We start from the raw sequence: 2,989 nt of genomic DNA, 5'->3' as shown, positions 1-2,989 counted from the left end.
TTTTCATATCCGACTCCCTGCGGATCGTTTTTCTAGTAAGGGCATAAATCCCCAGTATCAAAAAAACACCGCATCCGCCTGCTATAATGCCCATAAGTATGTATTTGATCTGCGGATATGGATTTACCGCTTTTTCAGAAGCCGCTGTATAATCAATAACACTGAGTTCTACCGTTCCTACATTTTTAGATGCATATTCCGGATATGCCTCCTGAAAGGCATCCATCATTCCATTTGCCTGGTGATAATCCCCGGAAGTGATTGTTACATTGAGCATATTCGAGGAACTGGTATTATACATGCGGATACTTCCCGGGAGTTTATCCTCCTGGGTTATCTGCATATACTGCTTCATATCGGCTGATAAACCGGTATTTGCCAGAATATCCGGAAAGGATTGGCTCAGCCGCCCGGTAATCATAACATCTGTTGCCGCATCTCCTGTCTTCGTCACCACATAAGTAAGCTTCGCCTGGTACAAAGGGGTATATTTTAAAGTCTTTAGGGCAAATATCCCGCCTGATATAAAAAGGAAAAGAAGAAGTAGCTGGATCTTATAACGCTTGAAACCATTCAGCATATTATCTATAAAGTTTCTTATGTCCAGGACTTTCTCGTCATCATATATGATGTCTATTTTGTCATTGTATAACTGCATGTTAATTCCTCACCTTCACATCATGGTTATGAACCGGACCTCTGTCATATCTTCCATAATACTTCTTATATCCGTAAATCTTTGCTCCCGCTTTGCCTACAACTCTGGAACATACCGCATTCAATACAAACCCGGTGACTTCTGTGCCCCCCCGCTCTAACAAATCAATAATGTCATTTACATTTCTTGCCTTTGCCATGTTCTGCCGGATCACCAGAATTGTCTGAGGAATATAGGCCGCCAGTACTTCCACATCCCGAATAATACCAGCCGGGGGAACATCCAGTATAATATAGTCCATCTCTTCTTCTGCCTTCGCCAGCAATTCTTTTGCTTTCTCATTTTTAAGCAGAATATCGCTCTCCATAATTGTTTTCGTGGAAAAACAATAGTTTACCAAGCCGTTTTTCTCCCGGAAAATAATATCATCGTAAGAAGCTTTTCCCTCCAGATATGCGTTGATATCCCTTTCTTTCGGGATTTCCCGGTCTAAGATCCGGTACAACGCCGGCTTCTTCATATCTGCATCTATGAGAAGCACTTTTTTTCCCCTGGACGCCAGCTTAAGTGCCAGGTTTGCAGCGATGGTAGATTTCCCTTCGTTCTCCATAACACTGGTAACCATAAAAGTTTTGTCGCCGCTCTTTTCCAGCTTGCGCAGAAGCATCGTTGACGTTTTGCTCATCTCTTCGGAATAAGTAAAGCTGACGGTAGGATTCGAGAGTAAAATACTCTTTTTGGTATATTTATTTTCAAAGTGTATCTCTCCCAGAAAATCAGCATCTATCAGTTTCTTTGCCTGTATGGCATTCTGTATTTTACCGCTGAAAATGCTGGCTACACTCATCATACTCATTTCGACTATGGCAAACAGAATGAAAACCGTTATGGCAAGAGCCATGGCATTGTTCGGCTCACAGGTAATCTTAGATGCCAGAGGGGAACCGATTTTCTCCATCAGATAGCCTCCTGTCAGATAAGAAGAAACCTTGGCATAATTTTTTAAAGCTGCCGACATCATTCGGAACGAATCCTCCGCGTTTAAAGCCCTGGTTTCCAGCAGAATCATGTTGGATCCTTCCACACTTTCTGCATGTATAGTTCCCGGAAGCTTGCTGCTTCCAAGTTCTTCCCGTACCCGGCTGCCCAAAACATCACTGTTCAGGGAGCTGACACATCTTCCCACTACGTTGGCTATGTTATATTCCCCTAATGAACTGAGTGTGTTATCCCTGGATATTACAACCATGTTCATTTTTGATACATACTCATTTGGTCTGAGCCGGTTCCAAATTCCAAAAAAACAAACTCCAACAGTAAATGCCAGCATCAATATGTATGGAATATTTTTCAGCAATGTCCTCCCGATTGATATATAATCAATTCCGGATTCCTTTGCTTCCTCCTGATGATTGTCATAATCCATAATTGCCTCCTATTCTACTACCACCAGAAGCTCCGCATTGCAGGTGTACTCCTGGCTGTCTGTGGTGTACGTATATACGACAGCGTAATTGCCTTTTTTTCCGGTATCAACATCAGATGTATATTTGATCCTGGATATATTGACCCATTTTCCGGACTTCTCTTTTGCTTCCGCCTCTGTGACCTCTCGCTTTTTTCCATTTTCTTTTATACCGACCATGGGACCATAATCGATGCTTAACGTCATCTGATCATATACATAATCCAGGTATTCTGCGGGGTCAAAGGTATCTCCTTTGGAAAGATATAGCACGTACTGCTTTAGCATAATCTTCGGAACAAAGTTTCTTTCCTCATAACTGTCATCATAGATTTCCACCTTCACAGGCAGCGATGAGGTATCCCCAACGCTGTTTGTCACTTGCAGCATGCAGTCGTAGATCCCTTCTTTGGGATCTTCGTCAAATTTATCTTCTCCATCGATTTTAATAAATGGACTGATATCACCATCCAGGCAGTCATCTGCTTTTACATACTGCACCAGAGAAATGTCTTCATTTTTGGAAAATCGAAGAGGGCTGCTGATGGAAAATCTGGGGCTGTGATAATCTGTATAATGTAATTTTCTTGTGACCACCCCAATATTATTGGATTGATCGAAAGCGGCATAAGATATCAAAAATTCATTATCCGCACCTGACGTGTTTTTTTCGATGCTCTCAATCAGCAGGGAATCCGTAACATCTCCATCCTGTCCATCGATGGCTTTTATTCCTTTGATCATCTCTTCGTTCCCTGCATTAATGGAAGCTGATATTTCCTCATTGTCTCAGTTAAGTTCCGGACCGGTGTTATCCCGCTTCTGCTGCATCTGATATCCCTCATATACGCCAAATCCCAGTGAAA

At 42.2% G+C, this 2,989-nt stretch carries 3 protein-coding genes; all 3 read right to left on the bottom strand.

Features of this window, described 5'->3' with window-relative positions; genetic code table 11:
* Window positions 1-658 (bottom strand): hypothetical protein (locus tag ACH2DQ_RS19470; protein ID WP_395027940.1); only part of this gene is annotated, 658 nt, incomplete at its 3' end.
* 1 nt (window position 659) lies between these two features.
* Window positions 660-2,084: a polysaccharide biosynthesis tyrosine autokinase gene (locus ACH2DQ_RS19465; RefSeq protein ID WP_394915475.1), complete on the bottom strand. Its 1,425-nt coding sequence runs from the start codon at window positions 2,082-2,084 to the stop codon at window positions 660-662.
* 9 nt (window positions 2,085-2,093) lie between these two features.
* A complete protein-coding gene (locus ACH2DQ_RS19460; RefSeq protein ID WP_395027938.1) occupies window positions 2,094-2,867 on the bottom strand; it encodes a hypothetical protein in 774 nt (257 codons plus the stop codon).
* Window positions 2,868-2,989: the final 122 nt, after the last annotated feature.

The sequence above is a fragment of the Robinsoniella sp. genome (assembly GCF_034124845.1).
Note: the sequence above shows the minus strand (reverse complement) of the source record. Positions and strands in the feature narration are given on the sequence as shown.

Excerpts from the sequence above, each read along its gene's own strand:
- ACH2DQ_RS19465 (WP_394915475.1), bottom strand. The coding sequence starts at position 2,084 with ATGGATTATGACAATCATCAGGAGGAAGCAAAGGAATCCGGAATTGAT.
- ACH2DQ_RS19460 (WP_395027938.1), bottom strand. The coding sequence starts at position 2,867 with ATGATCAAAGGAATAAAAGCCATCGATGGACAGGATGGAGATGTTACG.